Genomic DNA, 14440 nt, shown 5'->3' with positions numbered 1-14440 from the left:
TTCGGGAAAGGGATCAGGCGTCCGCGCAGCGGGATGAGTCGGCCATGGTGCAGGTGCTCTTGCCCTTGTGCTTGGAGGCGTACATGGCCTGGTCCGCCTTCTGGACCAGGAGCTCGGCGGACTCGCCGTTCTCGGGATACACGGACACGCCCACGCTGGCGCTGATGGTCGCGGTGCCCGTCTTGAGGGTAATGGGCGCGCGCAGGGCCGAGACGAGTTTTTCGCCCACCAGGGCCGCGTCCCCCAGGTTGGTCACTTCGTTGAGCATAACCACGAACTCGTCGCCGCCCAGCCGGGCCACGGTGTCGGACTTGCGCACCGAGCCGGTCAGCAGCCTTCCCACCCGCTTGAGCAGTTCGTCGCCCGCCTCGTGTCCCATGGTGTCGTTGACCGCCTTGAAGCCGTCCAGGTCGATGTAGAGCAGGCCCAGCCTGCGGCCGTATCGGATGGACAGGGCCAGGGAGGCCTCCAGCCGGTCGAAGAAGAGCTTGCGGTTGGGCAGCCCGGTCAGGGCGTCGAACATGGCCGCGGCCACGAGCTGTTCCTGGTACAGCCGCCGCCGGGACACGGCCAGGGCCAGGTGCCACGCACCGAAGGCGATCAGAAGGAAGAGGGCGCCTCCGCCCGTGAACAGCTTGAGCAGCAGGGCGCGGGCGTGCCGTGCCAGGGTCTCGGGCGGGACCCTGGAGACCAGCATCCAGAAATAGGGCGAGGACGCCTCGGCGGCAGGGCGCTCGTCGTCCGCGCCGCGCAGCCGCATGCCGAACTGCCGCATTTCGTCCAGGGGGCGAACCATGGTGAAGGTGAACAGGCCGTTGTCGGTGCCGACCTGCCCGCGCTCCCTGGAGAGCATCCACTTCCACTCGTCCGGCCGCTCCATGGCGAAGCTGACGTCGCGCGTCTTCGGGGCCATGAACCCCCACTCCTTGTTCTTGTCCGGGCTCAGGAGCCAATAGCCCCTGCGGTTGAGGAGCATGCTCTGCCCCACGGACGAGGTGCCCGTGCGCAGGATGCGGTCCAGCAGGGTCTGTGCGTTGTAGTTGATCAGGACGATGCCCCGCTTGCGCCCCATGGAGTCGAAGACCGGCGTGCCGATGCGCAGCATGGGCCGGGCCGGCCGCTCCACCGCGCCGTTCTCCATGTTGAGGTCCATCGGGGAGAGATAGATGCCCCCCTCGCCCAGGGCGAGGCATTCCTTGAGATAGTACCGTTGGCTCTTGTCCTGGAGCCGGTCGTCGGGCACGGCCGAGGTCCGTCCGTCGCGGCTGTCGACCCGAACCTTTTCCTTGCCCGAGGCGTCGATGTAGCGGATTTGGGCGTAGGCCCGGCGGTTGCGGGCCAGTTGCAGGTACTCCCGCTCCATGTCCCGGACCGCCTTGCGGTCGCCGGTGTCCAGGAGCAGGATGAGTTCGTTCTGCTTGGACAAGTACAGGACATCGGCCACGAGGCGGTCGAGTTCGCGGGCGATGGCCGCGCTCTGCTGGTCCAGGGCGCCGAACTCCACGGTGCCGACCCTGTCGAGGAATTCGCTTTGTTCCATGCGGTAGAGGACGGTCCCGCCCAGGGCGAGCAGAGCCCCCACGGTCAGAAGGAGGACGATGAAGGTCCGCAAGGTCCCCCGGACGACTTGGTGGTCCTCTCCGGGCATCTTGCCGATGTCGGTCCGGTTGTTCTGCTTGAAAAACATGTGCCGGTTCCCCCTGGCGCGAACGTTCTCCCCTCGCGCGGCGGCCGTTTGCCCCGGCCGAACCATCGCTTTTCCCCTTTTGAAATTGTGCCTTGAAATTCAGAAAAGTCAAGAACCGAAGCGGCTTTGTCCGGCCCGTCCGGTCCGGGAGGATGTCCTTGCCCCCTGTCTGCCGGGCGGGGGATCGCCGGTCGTGCGGGCGTCCGGGTATTGACTTGCCGTTGAAAAACGGGTTTGCAGGGAGTTGGCCGGAAGTGTGCGCGGCCAACGGTTGGAATTGCGCCGTGCAATGAAAACGTGTATCCAACCGGGACGAATTCATGCCGCTCACAGAACACAGAGCACGCGCTGCGCTGCCAAGGAGGAATACATGTACGTCGGACTGAAAATGCTTCGCGACTTCGTCAAGGTTACCCCCCAGACGCTGGTCAAGGACGCCCAGAAGCAGCTTGAGGACAATAAGCTCTGGATGCTCCTGGTGGTGGACGACGATGGCAAGCTGGTCGGCTACGTGCGCAAGGAAGATATCTCGGCGGCCCTGCCCAGCATCATGACGTCCCTGGAAAAGCACGAGATCAACTACCTGATGGGCAAGCTCACGGTGGAGAAGATCTACCGCACGGACATCAAGACCGTGGCCCCGGAGACCGAGATCGAGGGCGCGGCCGACATGATGTACGAGATGAACCTGGCCGGGCTGGCCGTGGTCGGCGAGACCGGCGAGCTCATCGGCTACATCAACCGCAACGTCATGCTCGACGTCCTGGCCGAGGAAATGGGCTACCGCGAGGGCGGCAGCCGCCTGACCCTGGAGGTGGAGGACCGTTCCGGCGTGCTCTACGAGGTCGCCGGGGTCATCGCCAACATGAAGATCTCGATCATCTCCACCGGCACCTTCTTTTACAGCGGACGCCGCATCGTGGTCGTCCGCATGGACACCGAAGACCCGGCCACGGTCGCCGCGGCCCTGGAGGACCGGGGCTACAAACTGGTCACTCCCGAGGATTTCGCGGAGGAGTGGTCCTAGAGGCCCGACCATCCGGCGGCACAATTGCCGCCGTCTCCCGCCGGCCGCATCGTTGCGCTTTCCTTCAAGGGCAGTGCCGCGCCGGGGGGTAAGCCCTTCTTCACGAAACAGGGGGGCATCCCACCTCTGACCGGCCCTGTCGGGGCCGGAAAAATCTCCATGTCCAACCGCCTCGGCGTCAGCCGCGTCCCTCGGAAACGGATCGGCTGCCCGTTCTTCCCGCGCCTTTTCCCGGAGCGGCGGGGGAGGTGGTGGAAAAAAAACGGCATCTGTCGTAGCCTTCGGTACAAAAGGGTTGGCAGGTTCATCCCTCCCGGGCGGAGCGCGAATGCGTTCGGGAAAGAGTGCCTGTGGAGAGAACCCTTGAAGAAGATTACCCCGGCCGCCGGAGGCATGCAGCCATGTACTACACCGAATATGAGACGGAGCCGCGCGACAAGCGGATGAAACGCAAGTGGAAGGGCGTGAAGGATGTGCTCCTGGCGGCCGAGCGGGCGTCGGGCGAGTTTCAGGCGCGGTTGCGGGAACTGGGGGCGTGCGCCAGGGATTTCAAGGACTGGGACGACTACGCCAGGATCCCTCCCCTGCGCAAGCGGGACATCATCCAGTGGCAGCGGGAGCACGGCATCGGCTGGTTCCTGGCCGTCAAGCCCGGCGAGCTTTCGCGCATCTACCAGTCGCCCGGCCCGATCTACGACCCCGAGGGGCCCGAGCCCGACTATTGGGCGTGGTCCGAGGGCTTCTTCGCCGCCGGATTCCGGCCCGGCGACCTGGCCCAGATGACCTTTTCCTACCACATGACCCCGGCCGGGCTGATGTTCGAGGAGCCGCTCAAGGACATCGGCTGCGCGGTCGTCCCGGCCGGTCCGGGCAACACCGAAAGGCAGATCGAGTTCATGACGCAACTGCCGGTCAACGCCTTCATCGGCATGGCCAGCTACCTCAAGGTCATCGGCGAGAAGGCCGTGGCCCTGGGGCTCGACCCGTTGGAGGATTTCCATTTGGAAAAGGCGTACGTGGCGGCCGAGCCGCTGCCCGAATCCCTGCGCGCTGAGGTGGAAGCGATGTTCGGCATCTCCGTGCGCCAGGGATACGGCACGGCGGACGTGGGCTGCATCGCCTACGAGTGCCGGGAGCTGGGCGGCATGCACCTGTCCAACTACCGCCACGTGGAGATCTGCGACCCGGCCACCGGGCTGCCCGTGCCCGACGGCGAGGTGGGCGAGGTGGTGGTCACTCCGTTTTTCTCCGACTATCCGCTGGTCCGGCTGGCCACGGGCGACCTGTCGTCCATGGACCTGAGCCAATGCGCGTGCGGGCGCACGGCCAGAAAGCTTACCGGATGGAAAGGCCGGGCCGACGACACGGTCAAGGTCAAGGGGCAGTTTGTCTATCCGGGCCAGGCCGCCACGGTCTTTTCGCGATTTTCGGCCATTTCCGGCTGGCAGATTCGGGTAAAACATGTTAGTGGCAGGGACGTACTCGTTGTTGTGGTCGAAACGGCGCAACCTTTCGATACGGAAAGCTTCGAGGCCGACTTTCAGGCCTTGATGAAATTGCGACCAGTCGTCGAGACCTGCGCCCCCGGCACCCTGCCGAACGGCGCCCCCCGTCTCGTCGATGAAAGGACTTTCGATTAAACCCGGCTGTCAGGGCCGGGATTGCGGTCCTAATCGAAGTGGGCGGTGCCATGCGAGCACCGCCCTTTTTTTGGTGCCCTCGGGTGCGGCTTGCGATAGCGGCGCATCTGCGCATTTTTCAGGCTTGCCGCTTCCTCGCCGTACGTGTTGTACGACTGCGGGGCGGCTGCGCCCGAGAAAATGCACATCTGCACCACTCTCTCAAGCCTGGTGGCGGGCGGGCGCGCGAATGCGTCCCCGTGACCGGGGTGCACTGCCCGCCTGATTGTGCGGTTGCCAACCATTGATTTGATCCTCACGTACGGGGGTACGCTGCGGTCAAATCCCCTCTCGAAAAATGCACGGCTGACCCACTCTCCCAAGCCTGATGGCGCGCGGCCGCGCGAATGCGGCCACATGGCCGGGGTGCGCTGCGCGGAACTACGTGCGGGGGCGAGAGCCGCTGTTCGGGTGCCGGGGGCACCCGAAGGCGCTCCAGGGGGAGGAGCGTTGGGTGATGTGTTTTCCGTTTTGAAAGCAGGAGGGGTTATCGGGTTGTGCTTTTCGAAGAGGAAGTCTGGCTCCCACTTTCTCGTGCCTCCCCCTGCGTCAGCAGCCCGCGAACGCGGGCGCCCTTGACGCTCCCTGCCGGATTTCCATAGCGGGAGATGGGCTAGCTGGCGAGAAGTGGTGAGCCGCGAGGCGCAAAAAAAGCCCGGGGCCGAAGCGTATCTAAACATACGCGAGGGGCCGGGCTTTTTGAAGCAACGCGGCGGATGACGCCGTATCGCCAGCTAGCAGCCGCAGGAGCCGGTGCCGCAGGAGGAGCAGCCGCAACTTCCGCCACCGCCGATCTCGTTCTCGGAGGAGACCTGGAAGCCGTAAGGGGTCATGTCGATGGACACGGCGCCCGAGGCCTGGGCCAGTTCCTCGTTGATCAGGAAGGTGAAGGCTCCCTGCTCCACGGACTTGTCGCCGTCGCGCGGCTCGTCCAGGGCCAGGGAGAGACGCGGCCCGGCGCATCCGCCGTCGGCCAGATGCACGCGGATGGGCTGCATGTCCTTGTCCGCAAAGTATTTGGTCAGTTCGTTCTGGGCCGATTCAGTGACAGTGATCATAATTTCTCTCCTGGATTGGTTTCGTTCTCAAGACAATAAGGATCATCTATCCGTTGTAAAGAGAAAAACGATCAATCGTCCCGGTAACGGGCTTCAACCAACCGGAATACCGACCGAAAAAATATGGAATAGGCCCCCTGGGGGTACCCGCGGGCCCCGCCCTGGCCGATCCCGCACGCGGCGGTCGGCAGCCGCAGCCCATGAACAAGGACCTGCACAATACATATATACAGGCGCAACCCCGAGCGAAAACCACCTCTCTCCCCCATGGCGGGATGGGCTTGCACCCGAGACGGCGTCAGCCGCAAGGCGCAAAAAAGGCCCGGGACCGACGCGTATCTCAATACGCGAGGGTGCGGGCCGTGCTTTCACCCCATCCCCCATAGCGGGAGATGGGCTAGCAGCCGAGACGGCGTCAGCCGCAAGGCGCAAAAAAGGCCCGGGACCGACGCGTATCTCAATACGCGAGGGTCCGCGCAGTGCTTTCACCCCATCCCCCTTAGCGGGAGATGGGCTAGCTGGCGAGAAGTGGTGAGCCGCGAGGCGCAAAAAAAGCCCGGGACCGACGCGTATCTCAATACGCGAGGGTCCGCGCAGTGCTTTCACCCCATCCCCCTTAGCGGGAGATGGGCTAGCTGGCGAGAAGTGGTGAGCCGCGAGGCGCAAAAAAAGCCCGGGACCGACGCGTATCTCAATACGCGAGGGTCCGGGCTTTTTGCAGCAACGAAGTGGATCGCCGCTTATCGCCAGCTAGCAGCCGCAGCCGCCGGAGCCGGCGGAACCGCAGGAACCGGCCGAGGAGCAGTCGCAGCTGGAGCCGTCTCCGCTCATGGGGTTCTCGGATTCCACGACGAATCCGTAATAGGTCATGTCGATCTTGATGTTGCCGGTCTGGGCCAGCAGGTCCTTTTCCACGAGGAAGGTGAATCCACCGGCCTCGGACACGTCATCCTTATCGTTAGGCTCATCCAGAGCCAGGGTCAGGCGCGGGCCCGCTCAGCCGCCGGCCGCGAGGTACACGCGGATCGGGGACGCTTCCTTGTCCTGGAAGTAGCCTTCAAGCTGCTTCTGGGCAGCTTCAGTGACTTCGATCATTATAATGCCTCCTAATTTGGGTCGGGAAAAGAAGAGGTAAGATCAATAGTATCCTTTGTCAAATCGAAAGTTGCCACGGAGCGCGGGCGGAGTTGACCCCCTCCTGGCGATGGGCTAATTTCCTACGTTCCTTCAAACGCTAAGCCATGCGAGGCCGAGATGATGAAAGACTGCGGCACCATATTGTCCGACAAGGAGATGAGCCGGACCCTGGAACGGCTGGCCGTCGAAATTTACGAGCGCCGGGGCGACGACACGTCCCTGGCCATCCTGGGCATCCAGCGCCGGGGCGCCGATCTGGCCGAGAGGCTGAAGCTGTTGCTGGACGAGCGCCTGGGCCGCAAGGTCCCGCTGGGCAAGCTCGATATCAACCTGTACCGCGACGACTGGACCACCAACCTGGAGCTGGCCCCGACCATCAACTGTTCGGAGATCGGCTTCGAGGTGGAGGGAAAATCCATCGTGCTGGTGGACGACGTGCTCTATTCCGGCCGCACGGTGCGCGCCGCGCTCGAAGCCATTCTCGACTACGGCCGCCCCAAGCGGGTGGAGCTCCTGGTCCTGGTGGACCGGGGCCACCGCGAACTGCCCATCCAGGCGGACTACGTGGGCAAGAAGCTGGACACCCTGGGTGACGAACACGTCAACGTGCTGGTCGTTGAACGCGACGGCGAGGACCGGGTCTGTCTGGTCCGGGGCGAGTAGGCATGGCCTTCACACCCATTCAGCGAGACGAGGTCAGCCAGCCGTGCATCACGCTGGTGGGCATGGCCGGGGCGGGCAAGTCCACTCTGGGCGGGCTGCTGGCCAAGCGGCTCGACTGGGGCCAGTTGGACACGGACCGGTACATGGAGTCCTACTACGGGCTGAACCTCCAGGCGATCATGGACACCTATGGGCTGGAGGAATTCCTGCGCATCGAAGAGAGGCTGGTCTCGGACCTGAATCTGACGCGCACAGTCATCTCCACGGGCGGCTCGGTCATCTACGGCCCCCAGGCCGTGAAACGGCTCAAGGAGCTCGGACCGGTGGTCCTGCTGGATATCGACGAGGCTACCTTTCTGGAGCGCGTGGGCAGTGGCGATAACCGGGGGTTGGCCATCGGCCCCGGCAAGAGCATGCGCGACCTTTACAACGAGCGGCTGCCGTTGTACCGCAAAGCCGCCGACCTGACGGTTCGCACGGACCAGTGCGCGCCCGACGAGTGCGTGGACATCATCCTTCAACACCTCGACATCGCATGAACAAGCTGACTCCCAAGGCCGCCTTCCGCAAGCTGGCCGCCATATACGACAAGATGGTCGCCCGCTACGACGAGGCGGCCAGGCCCATCGGCATGACCTGCGAGGGCTGCACCGACAACTGCTGCCTGTCCTTTTTCCAGCACCACACCTACGTGGAGTGGGCCTACATGTGGGAGGGGCTGAACAAGCTCCCGGCGGAACGCCTGGAACAGATCAAGACCAGGGCGCGGGACTACGTGGAGCAGGCCCAGGCCGCCCTGTCGCGCGGCGAGCGCCCGCACGTCATGTGCCCGCTGAACGTCGACGAGAAGCAGGGCGTCTGCGGCCTGTACCAGCACCGGCTGATGATCTGCCGCATGCACGGCGTGCCCAACCTGCTGACCCGCCACACGGGCCAGGAGGTCCGCTTCCCGGGCTGCTATCGCTGCCAGGAGCTGACCGAGGGCCTGGAGGACGTGCCCACCGTGGACCGCACCCCCATGTACAAGGACCTGGTCCTGCTCGAGATGCAGTTCGTGGGCAAGAACCTGCGCATGCTCCCCAAGGTGGACCACACCATCGCCGAGATGATCGTGCTCGGGCCGCCGCGATTGAAGTGATTTTCGAGACCGAAAAAGGCCGTCGGGATATTCCCGGCGGCCTTTTCGTCGGCTGGACAGCATGCTCCCGCGGGCGTAGTGGGGAAAGCATGCGAAAACTGCTTGCCTGCGTCCTGATTCTCCTCGCGCTGTCGGTTGCGGCTTCGGCCGCGTCCCCAACCTACCACGGCAACCGCGACTCGCACGTCTTCCACCGGCCCGGCTGCCGCTATTACAACTGCAAGCATTGCGTGGTGGCCTTCGCCTCGCGCCAGGCGGCGCTGGACGCCGGGTACAGGCCGTGCAAGGTCTGCAAGCCGTAATCGTCAGACGCTGAGCGGGAACCCCGCCTTGGCAAAGGTGAACTGGCCCGCCTGGAGCAGGGCTATTTCGTTCTCGCGGGCCGAAATCTGCATGTGCTTTTCGTGCTTGGGCAGGGCCGAGCCCCAGATCTGGGCGATTTCGGCGCGGACCGTGTTGATGCGCTGCTCCAGCCTGTCCAGGGTGAAGGTCCCGTTCTTGATCGGTTCGATGGCCGCCTCGCGGAAGGCCTTGACCGCCTCCTCGGAGATGTCCACGACGTCGCCGGGCCAGTGCATGGCCTGCTCACGCGCGTCCTCCTCGGGCCACGGCCCGAAGACCGAGCCGCCCTCGACCTGTGTGGTGTCCATTCGTATGTACATGACCTTCCTCCGTGATGGTCGCGTACACCTCCTATCGGACGCTCCTTAAGAAAACTTAATAATCTATCCCCCGCGCCGTCAGTCCTCCGTCCCTTGCAGGAACCCGATGAAGTCGGTCACGCCATGCTGGCGGGCGTAGACGTAGTGGGCGGTCCAGACGGCGAAGGACAGCTTGCGGCCGTAGACCATGTATTCGCGGTCCGGCCCGGCGAAGTCCCAGCCGAAGTAGGCGGCCACGGACGGGTGGACGGGCTGTTCGAAATCCGGGAACGGGTCGCCCAGGGCGGCCAGGGCGTCGGCGTCGGGCTCGGGCAGGCCGAGTTCGCGCAGCACACCGCGCGCGGCGTGGTCCAGGAGCAGGGGGCCGGGGTGGTTGACCGTGTTGAACAGCGGTTCGCGGCCGAAGCGCTCCTCGATGAGGGCCATGTATTTGACCGGGGTATGCGCCTCGCGCTCGCGTTCGCGCCGCAGGGTGCCTTGCAGGAGGCCATCCAGGTCGAGCTTGGCGGCCAGGTCGGCGCGCAGGTAGAGCAGGATGGCCTCGTCCGCGGTCAGCCCGGCGTCGATGTAGCCGTCGAGCAGCTCGCAGCGGTAGTCGAACCCTTCGCGGCCCGACCAGGTGGGCCAGTACCCCTTGAAGAACATGTTCGGGATGCACAGGGACCGGGCGTGGGCCGGCAGCCTGCCCATGAGCGATTCCGAGGCCAGTTCGCCCCAGTTGGGCCCGAGGTGCTGGTACAGGAACAGTCCGCAGCGGGCCAGATCCGCCTCCGGGATGGGCTCGCGCACATAGTTGGTGTACAGGCGGCAGGCGTACCGGTCGCGGAAGGCCGGGCAGCAGTTCAACCGGTCGAGCAGCGGCTCGCCCTGGCAGTTGGCGTGGATAAGACAAAGTTCCCGGTTCATGGCCTTCCCTGATAACGAAAAGAATTGACAAATATTTCCATATGCATAGCACACAAGACCTGCCGCCGCAACGGCCTGTCCGGGTTTACATTCCCCTGCCCCGCGGTGTATGGCTCCCGAACCGAAAATCACCAGCAAGGAACGCCCCATGGAAACAGCATTCAAGCGCACTCTCGACGCAATTTTCCCGGTGGATCGAACCCCCGAGGCCGAGGGCCAGGCCCGTCTCGACAACCTGACCAAGCCCGTGGGCAGCCTCGGCCGCCTTGAGGAGCTGGCCCTGCAGCTCTATCTCATCCAGGGCGGGCAGCCGCCCCAGGCCGATCCCATGCGGATCTACACCGTGGCCGGGGACCACGGCGTCAACGCCGAGGGCGTGTCGCCCTATCCCCAGGAGGTCACCCGCCAGATGGTCCTCAATTTCCTGGCCGACGGCGCGGGCATCAACGTCCTGGCCAAAACCGTGGGGGCCGAACTCTTCGTGGTGGACGCGGGGTGCTGCGGCGGCCCCTTCGACGAGCACCCGGCCCTGATCCAGGCCAAGGTCGCGCCCGGCACCGCCAACCTGGCCGAAGGCCCGGCCATGACCCGGGAACAGTGCGTCGAGGCCCTCATGCTCGGTGTGTCCCTGGCCGACCGAGCCCATGCTGACGGCGTCAAGGTGCTCGGCACCGGCGAGATGGGCATCTCCAACACCACACCGTCCACGGCCCTGTACGCCGCGCACCTCGGCCTCGATCCCGCCGGGCTGACCGGTCCGGGCGCGGGACTGCCCGAAGGCAGCCTGGCGGCCAAGACCGCCGTCATCCGGCGCGGCCTGGAAGCCAACAAGCAAGCCGTGGATTCCGGCGATCCCGTCGATATCCTCGCCGCCCTGGGGGGATTCGAGATAGCCGCCCTGGCCGGGCTCGTCCTGGGCGGGGCCAAGAACCGCCAGCTCGTCTGTGTAGACGGCTTCATCTCCACCGCCGCCTACCTGGCCGCCTGGAAGATTCACCCCGCGGTCAAGGACTACTGCCTGCTCAGCCACGCCTCGGCCGAACCCGGTTATTCCGCAGTGGTCGAGGCCATGGGCGTCACTCCCTACCTCCACCTCGGCTTCCGCCTCGGCGAAGGCACCGGCGCGGCCTGCGCCATGTTCCTCGTCCGCGCGGCCGCCAACATCTACAACCAAATGGCCACCTTCGCCTCGGCCGGGGTGTCCGAAAGCGCATAGGCTGCCTCCGGCGGCCGGGGGAAGGGGAGAGGGAAACCCTTTGAGAAGGGCTTTCCTCTCTTCCTCGATCCTCATCCCTCTCCCTTCCTGAGCTTTTTGTACTCGCTTCGCGGGGTAGGGCGGCCGAAAAGCACCATATTTGCCTCCGAGGCATTTGCATCTCTTCTCCGAAAAAGGAGCGAATCGGGTGCGCCGCACCCGACAGCGGCTCAGTCCTCCGCGCTCGGAATAGGCTTTCGAGAGTGGCATGGCTGTGCATTTTTTCCGGGGGCTTTCACCGCAGCGTAGCCGTCTACGTGAGGATGAAAGCCCCCGCAGAACGCAGACGCGCCGCTATCGCAAGCCGCTCAACCGAAAGTGAGGCCGATCAGATCGCTGATCGGCCTTCTTTCGGTTGAGCGGCTTGCGCTCGGCTCAGAGAGCACTATGCGTCTCCCAGGTCCGTCGAGACTGCCTGGACGAGATCGCCCCGGGCGTTGTAGGTGCCCGTGGACTCGACCTTGACGAGCTCACGCGCCATTTCGGGATTCTCCAGCACTTCGCGCTGGAGGCGAACCTTGCGGATCGACTTGACCTGTTCGGCCATGTTGGAACCCTGTACTTCGAAACCGGCAACTTCCATGATTCGTACCTCCTTCCATGGAGTGTTGAACATATTACTTGCCGTTTTTATCGGAGAATATTGAGAAACCTTTAGGGGACGGATCGGGCCGCGCGGCTGCCGCTCACCCAACAATTTTATTTTGCTTATTTTTTTCATATAAAAAAGTATAGCCCCGCCGGTCGGGCTACCTGGTTTCCCGGGCGTAGACCGCGTCGAGAATGGCCTTGCCGCCCGCTTCGAGGACCTGTCCGGCCAGGATCATGCCCAAATCCCAGGCGTGGCGCACGTTGCCTTCGACCATGCGCCGGATGGGACTGGAGCCGTCCACGTCGGCCACGAAGCCGGTCAGGCGGATGGTCTCGCCGTCGATCTCGGACCAGGCCGCGATGGGCACCTGGCAGCCGCCGTCCAGTCCGGTCAGGAAGCCGCGTTCGGCCTGGACCTGGTACTTGGTGTGCTGGTGGTCGAGGAAGGCGAGCAGGTCGCGGACTTCGCGGTTGTCCGAGTGGAACTCGATGCCCAGGGCTCCCTGGGCCACGGCGGGCAGGAAGTCCGGGGGACCGAGGACCTCCATGTGCGGGGCCTGCATGTCCAGCCGCTTCAGTCCGGCCGTGGCCAGGACGATGGCATCGAACTCGCCGTCGAGCAGCTTCTGCACCCGGGTGCCGACGTTGCCGCGCAGGGATTCGATGCGCAGGTCCGGCCGCAGCGCCTTGAGCTGGGACTGGCGGCGCAGGGAAGAGGTCCCGACCACCGCGCCTTCGGGCAGGTCCTTGAGCCCTGCGTACTTGACCGAGCACAGGGTGTCGGTGGACGCCTCGCGCTCGGGGATGATGCCGACCTCCAGGCCTTCGGGCAGTTCGGTGGGCACGTCCTTCATGGAATGGACCGCCAACTGGGCGCGGCCGTCCAGCAGCGCCTCCTCGATCTCCTTGACGAAGAGTCCCTTGCCGCCGACCTTGGCCAGCGGCACGTCCAGAATCTTGTCGCCCTTGGTTTTGATCTTGAGCAGGTCCACGGACAGGCCGGGGTGTTCGGCCATAAGGAGGGCCTTGATATGATTGGCCTGCCACAGGGCCAGGGCGGAACCCCGGGTGGCGATGGTGAGCTTGTTCATGCAGATTCCTATGGTATGACTTCCATCGTGTGAGGATGGCACTCGGAGATTAGCCGCAGCTGGAGCAGTTGCCGCCGGAACAGCCCGCGCAGCCGGACGAGGGCGCGCTGGGCGCGGCCGGGCCGGAGTCGCCGCCCGCGTCGGGCGAGAAGCCGCCGACCTTGGACCGGACGGCGCTCATGAGCTTGCCGGTGTCCGCGGATTGGCATTTGGGGCAGGGGGGGCATTCGTCGCGGTCGAAGACGAGTTCCTCGAATTCGTTGCCGCATGCATTGCACTTGTATTCAAAAATGGGCATGTCGTGCTCCGAAACGGTGTTGTAATGGGCCGGGCGCTCCCGGCAGAGGGTTTCCATAGCTGAAAAGGACCGGACTGGCAACGTCGCCCCCGGCCGGGCATAAGGTAAGTCCGATGTCCGCCGTGTCCACCCCGGCCCTGGAAATCCGTGCTTTACAGCGCCCCCCGCCCCCGGCTAAGGAAAAGTATGCGTAAAAGCCGGGCGCTTAGGCCCGCCCAAGCCGCTGCCGAGGGTCCATGAAAGACGAATTTTTTGCCCTGCATCTCGACACCGAAGAGGACGAACCCACCTCCGGCCCGTCCGGCCGGGCCTACATGGCGGGCGGCATGGTCCGCTGCGTGTTCTCCGCGCTGACCCCGGTGAAGATGGGCATGGGCGTAAACAGCCGCACCCACGAGAGCCTGACCTTCCGCTTCGTGGAGCAGACCGGCGAGGAGGACTTCGCCAGCCGGTTGCTCAGCGACCGCCACCTGCCCATGGGCGAGGCCGAGCTGATCACCCTGGACGAACTGGCCGAGGGCTATGCGCCCGAGTTGGGCTATTTCGAGGAGCACGTGGTCCCGGCCATGCTCGGCCGCGGCACCCCGGAGGACGCCCTGACCTCGACCATCGACGGGCGCGTGTTCAACGGCCTGTTCGGCCTGGGCCTGATCTACCTGGAGCGGGGCGATCCGGACCGGGCCACCGCCCTGTTCTCCGACCTCGCCCGCATCGGGGCCGACTTCGAGGGCAGGGACCAGTTCCTGTTCAACGACTTCGGCATCATCTTGCGCAAGCTCGGCCTCTACGACCTGGCCATCGCCTTCTTCCTGCGCGCCCTGGACTACGTCCAGGACGACGAAAACCTCTTCTACAACCTGGCCCGCGCCCACTATGAGAACGACGACTGGACGCGCTCCCTGGACTACCTGATCCAGTCCCACAAGTTCGCCCCCGCCTTGGAAGCGACCAACGACCTGCTGCGGGTCATGGTCGCCCTGGAGGCGGACGATCGGCTCCTGGCCCGCTACGGCAAGCCGCCGGTGCCGCCCGCCGTGGCCGCTCGCGCCCGCCAGCTCCTGGCCGCCGGGTCCGGCAGGCTCAAGCTCGACGACACCCTGGTGGCCCGCCCCGTGGAACCCGGCCGCGCCCGGTCCGGCGGCATCGGGTACGTGGAGTTCAAGCGCCACGGGAGCGAGGACTAGCCCGAAAGGGCAATCGTGATCCGCAAGCCGCGCCGCAGGGCGGGGCCTCCGAAGATTCCGTGCC

16 protein-coding genes are annotated in these 14440 nt (G+C 64.9%); 8 read left to right on the top strand and 8 right to left on the bottom strand.

The window, feature by feature from the left end:
* Positions 1–13: 13 nt before the first annotated feature.
* The gene (locus V8V93_RS19200) at positions 14–1687 is read right to left on the bottom strand and encodes a sensor domain-containing diguanylate cyclase (RefSeq protein WP_338668240.1); all 1674 of its coding nucleotides are present in this window, start codon (positions 1685–1687) and stop codon (positions 14–16) included.
* Between the two features lie 370 nt (positions 1688–2057).
* On the opposite strand from V8V93_RS19200, the gene V8V93_RS19195 reads away from it, so the two are divergent.
* Both V8V93_RS19195 and V8V93_RS19190 read left to right on the top strand, forming a co-directional pair.
* Positions 2058–2714 (top strand): CBS domain-containing protein, encoded by a 657-nt coding sequence (locus V8V93_RS19195; RefSeq protein ID WP_338668238.1) that lies wholly within the window; start codon positions 2058–2060, stop codon positions 2712–2714.
* A 401-nt stretch (positions 2715–3115) separates the two neighbouring features.
* Complete coding sequence (locus V8V93_RS19190; protein WP_338668237.1) at positions 3116–4354, top strand: phenylacetate--CoA ligase family protein; 1239 nt, start codon at positions 3116–3118, stop codon at positions 4352–4354.
* Positions 4355–5127: 773 nt separating this feature from the next.
* On the opposite strand, the gene V8V93_RS19185 is transcribed toward V8V93_RS19190, so the two are convergent.
* A complete protein-coding gene (locus V8V93_RS19185; RefSeq protein WP_338668236.1) occupies positions 5128–5451 on the bottom strand; it encodes an IscA/HesB family protein in 324 nt (107 codons plus the stop codon).
* A 750-nt stretch (positions 5452–6201) separates the two neighbouring features.
* Positions 6202–6546 carry an IscA/HesB family protein gene (locus V8V93_RS19180; RefSeq protein ID WP_338668235.1) on the bottom strand — a complete coding sequence of 115 codons (345 nt, stop codon included), beginning with the start codon at positions 6544–6546 and terminating at the stop codon, positions 6202–6204.
* A 162-nt stretch (positions 6547–6708) separates the two neighbouring features.
* On the opposite strand from V8V93_RS19180, the gene pyrR reads away from it, so the two are divergent.
* The 4 genes from pyrR (at position 6709) to V8V93_RS19160 (ending at position 8691) form a co-directional block, all read left to right on the top strand.
* Positions 6709–7251, top strand: a complete 543-nt coding sequence (gene pyrR / locus V8V93_RS19175) for a bifunctional pyr operon transcriptional regulator/uracil phosphoribosyltransferase PyrR (protein ID WP_338670212.1) — start codon at positions 6709–6711, stop codon at positions 7249–7251.
* Between the two features lie 2 nt (positions 7252–7253).
* Entirely contained in the window at positions 7254–7790 is a 537-nt protein-coding gene (gene thrB / locus V8V93_RS19170; protein ID WP_338668234.1) for a homoserine kinase, read from the top strand.
* Positions 7787–8389: a hypothetical protein gene (locus tag V8V93_RS19165; RefSeq protein WP_338668233.1), complete on the top strand. Its 603-nt coding sequence runs from the start codon at positions 7787–7789 to the stop codon at positions 8387–8389. Before thrB ends, V8V93_RS19165 begins: the two co-directional genes overlap by 4 nt.
* Before the next feature lie 89 nt (positions 8390–8478).
* Positions 8479–8691 carry an Ada metal-binding domain-containing protein gene (locus V8V93_RS19160; protein ID WP_338668232.1) on the top strand — a complete coding sequence of 71 codons (213 nt, stop codon included), beginning with the start codon at positions 8479–8481 and terminating at the stop codon, positions 8689–8691.
* 3 nt (positions 8692–8694) lie between these two features.
* Here the strand turns inward: V8V93_RS19160 and V8V93_RS19155 are convergent, their stop codons facing one another.
* A complete protein-coding gene (locus V8V93_RS19155) occupies positions 8695–9051 on the bottom strand; it encodes a hypothetical protein (protein WP_338668231.1) in 357 nt (118 codons plus the stop codon).
* Between the two features lie 78 nt (positions 9052–9129).
* Entirely contained in the window at positions 9130–9957 is an 828-nt protein-coding gene (locus tag V8V93_RS19150) for a WcbI family polysaccharide biosynthesis putative acetyltransferase (RefSeq protein ID WP_338668230.1), read from the bottom strand.
* Positions 9958–10105: 148 nt separating this feature from the next.
* Here V8V93_RS19150 and cobT point away from each other — a divergent pair, with 148 nt between their 5' ends.
* Entirely contained in the window at positions 10106–11173 is a 1068-nt protein-coding gene (cobT, locus tag V8V93_RS19145) for a nicotinate-nucleotide--dimethylbenzimidazole phosphoribosyltransferase (RefSeq protein ID WP_338668229.1), read from the top strand.
* Positions 11174–11597: 424 nt separating this feature from the next.
* Here cobT and V8V93_RS19140 read toward each other — a convergent pair whose 3' ends face one another.
* The 3 genes from V8V93_RS19140 to V8V93_RS19130 all read right to left on the bottom strand — a co-directional run bounded on the left by V8V93_RS19140 (position 11598) and on the right by V8V93_RS19130 (position 13192).
* Positions 11598–11828 carry a hypothetical protein gene (locus V8V93_RS19140; protein WP_338668228.1) on the bottom strand — a complete coding sequence of 77 codons (231 nt, stop codon included), beginning with the start codon at positions 11826–11828 and terminating at the stop codon, positions 11598–11600.
* A 133-nt stretch (positions 11829–11961) separates the two neighbouring features.
* Positions 11962–12894: a hydroxymethylbilane synthase gene (hemC, locus tag V8V93_RS19135; protein WP_338668227.1), complete on the bottom strand. Its 933-nt coding sequence runs from the start codon at positions 12892–12894 to the stop codon at positions 11962–11964.
* Positions 12895–12943: 49 nt separating this feature from the next.
* The gene (locus V8V93_RS19130) at positions 12944–13192 is read right to left on the bottom strand and encodes an FmdB family zinc ribbon protein (RefSeq protein ID WP_338668226.1); all 249 of its coding nucleotides are present in this window, start codon (positions 13190–13192) and stop codon (positions 12944–12946) included.
* Positions 13193–13428: 236 nt separating this feature from the next.
* Here V8V93_RS19130 and V8V93_RS19125 point away from each other — a divergent pair, with 236 nt between their 5' ends.
* Positions 13429–14376: a tetratricopeptide repeat protein gene (locus V8V93_RS19125; protein WP_338668224.1), complete on the top strand. Its 948-nt coding sequence runs from the start codon at positions 13429–13431 to the stop codon at positions 14374–14376.
* Positions 14377–14440 lie beyond the last annotated feature (64 nt).

This window comes from Pseudodesulfovibrio sp. 5S69 (assembly GCF_037094465.1).
Lineage (GTDB): Bacteria > Desulfobacterota > Desulfovibrionia > Desulfovibrionales > Desulfovibrionaceae > Pseudodesulfovibrio > Pseudodesulfovibrio methanolicus.
Note: the sequence above shows the minus strand (reverse complement) of the source record. Positions and strands in the feature narration are given on the sequence as shown.

Bases quoted from the DNA above. Each gene is read 5' to 3' on its own strand.
- V8V93_RS19200 (WP_338668240.1), bottom strand. From the start codon at position 1,687: ATGTTTTTCAAGCAGAACAACCGGACCGACATCGGCAAGATGCCCGGA.
- V8V93_RS19195 (WP_338668238.1), top strand. From the start codon at position 2,058: ATGTACGTCGGACTGAAAATGCTTCGCGACTTCGTCAAGGTTACCCCC.
- V8V93_RS19190 (WP_338668237.1), top strand. From the start codon at position 3,116: ATGTACTACACCGAATATGAGACGGAGCCGCGCGACAAGCGGATGAAA.
- V8V93_RS19185 (WP_338668236.1), bottom strand. From the start codon at position 5,451: ATGATCACTGTCACTGAATCGGCCCAGAACGAACTGACCAAATACTTT.
- pyrR (WP_338670212.1), top strand. From the start codon at position 6,709: ATGAAAGACTGCGGCACCATATTGTCCGACAAGGAGATGAGCCGGACC.
- thrB (WP_338668234.1), top strand. From the start codon at position 7,254: ATGGCCTTCACACCCATTCAGCGAGACGAGGTCAGCCAGCCGTGCATC.
- V8V93_RS19165 (WP_338668233.1), top strand. From the start codon at position 7,787: ATGAACAAGCTGACTCCCAAGGCCGCCTTCCGCAAGCTGGCCGCCATA.
- V8V93_RS19160 (WP_338668232.1), top strand. From the start codon at position 8,479: ATGCGAAAACTGCTTGCCTGCGTCCTGATTCTCCTCGCGCTGTCGGTT.
- V8V93_RS19155 (WP_338668231.1), bottom strand. From the start codon at position 9,051: ATGTACATACGAATGGACACCACACAGGTCGAGGGCGGCTCGGTCTTC.
- V8V93_RS19150 (WP_338668230.1), bottom strand. From the start codon at position 9,957: ATGAACCGGGAACTTTGTCTTATCCACGCCAACTGCCAGGGCGAGCCG.
- cobT (WP_338668229.1), top strand. From the start codon at position 10,106: ATGGAAACAGCATTCAAGCGCACTCTCGACGCAATTTTCCCGGTGGAT.
- V8V93_RS19140 (WP_338668228.1), bottom strand. From the start codon at position 11,828: ATGTTCAACACTCCATGGAAGGAGGTACGAATCATGGAAGTTGCCGGT.
- hemC (WP_338668227.1), bottom strand. From the start codon at position 12,894: ATGAACAAGCTCACCATCGCCACCCGGGGTTCCGCCCTGGCCCTGTGG.
- V8V93_RS19130 (WP_338668226.1), bottom strand. From the start codon at position 13,192: ATGCCCATTTTTGAATACAAGTGCAATGCATGCGGCAACGAATTCGAG.
- V8V93_RS19125 (WP_338668224.1), top strand. From the start codon at position 13,429: ATGAAAGACGAATTTTTTGCCCTGCATCTCGACACCGAAGAGGACGAA.